The organism is Actinosynnema sp. NPDC023658 (assembly GCF_040639995.1).
Lineage (GTDB): Bacteria > Actinomycetota > Actinomycetes > Mycobacteriales > Pseudonocardiaceae > Actinosynnema.
Window position 1 is genome coordinate 1 of the sequence record NZ_JBFAAX010001354.1, and the last position, 1,256, is coordinate 1,256.

At 76.8% G+C, this 1,256-nt stretch carries 1 protein-coding gene; it reads left to right on the top strand.

Annotated elements, in window-relative coordinates; all coding sequences use genetic code 11:
- Positions 1-39: 39 nt before the first annotated feature.
- Positions 40-1,256, top strand: a 1,217-nt coding sequence (locus tag AB0G02_RS40915; RefSeq protein ID WP_360806153.1) for an NB-ARC domain-containing protein, incomplete at its 3' end; no start/stop codon positions are given.

Consider the following 1,256-nt stretch of genomic DNA (forward strand, 5'->3'; position numbering starts at 1 on the left):
GCGACGGCGGCGCCGGGTGCGCGGGTCGGGGTGCCGCCGATGATCGCGGACGGGTTCCAGCACCGGGCGCAGGCGGCGCACCTGGACCGGAGCTCGGGACGGGCCGCCCTCGTGCTGTCCGGCAGCGGCGGCATGGGCAAGACCCAGCTGGCCGCGCACCACGCAGCCGCGCACTGGGCCGACCCCGGGCTGCGACTGGCCATGTGGGTCCCGGCGACCACGCGCGAGTCGGTCCTGTCGTCCTACGCGGAGGCCGCCGGCCGGGTGCTGGGCGCCGACTTCCCGGACCCGGAGGTGGCCGCACTGCGGCTGCGCGAGTGGTTGGCCGGTTCCGGCGAGCGGTGGCTGGTCGTGCTGGACGACCTGCGTCGTCCGGAGGACCTGCACGGCCTGTGGCCACCGGTCTCGGAGCGCGGGCAGGTCGTGGTGACGACCCGGCGTCGCGATCCGAGCCTGCTCCGGGCGGACCGCGAGCTGGTCGAGGTCGACGTGTTCGACGCCGACGAGGCCGCGGCCTACCTGGGGGCGAAGCTGGCCGGGGCGCCGCACCTGTCGCCGGGCGCGGAGCGGCTGGCGGAGGACCTGGAGCGCATCCCCCTGGCCTTGGCGCAGGCCGTGGCCTACCTGCTCAACCGCGACCTGACCTGCGAGCAGTACCGGACGCGCCTGGCGGACCGGCGGCGCACGCTGCGGCAGGTCCTGCCGCGGCCCGACGAGTTCACCGACGACCACCGCGACGTCCTCGCCGCGACCTGGACCCTGTCGGTCGAGCTGGCCGACGGGCTCGACCCGGTCGGCGTGGCGGGCCCCGTGATGCGGGTCGCGTCGCTGCTGGACCCGGCCGGCATCCCGGCCGGGCTGTTCACCACCGAGGCGGTGACCGGGCACCTGAGCCGGGTGACGGGCCACGAGGTGAGCGCGGACGACACCCGCGACGCCCTGTGGTGCCTGCACCGGTTGAACCTGGTCAGCTGGGACCGCGGCTCCCCGCACCGGGAGGTCCGGATGCACGCCTTGGTGCAGCGGGCCACGCGGGAGGACTTCGCCGCGGAGGACCCGGTGCTGCACGACGTCGCCCGCGCCGCCGCCGAGGCCATCCGGCAGGTGTGGCCGGACGTCGCCCGCGACGCGGAGCTGGTGTCGGCCCTGCGCGCCAACACCGCGGCGCTGTACGCGGTCGCGGAGCCGGCCGTGTGGGCGTCGGGCTCCCAGGCGGTGGTGTACCTCGCCGCCGACAGCCTCGGTGAGGCGGGGGC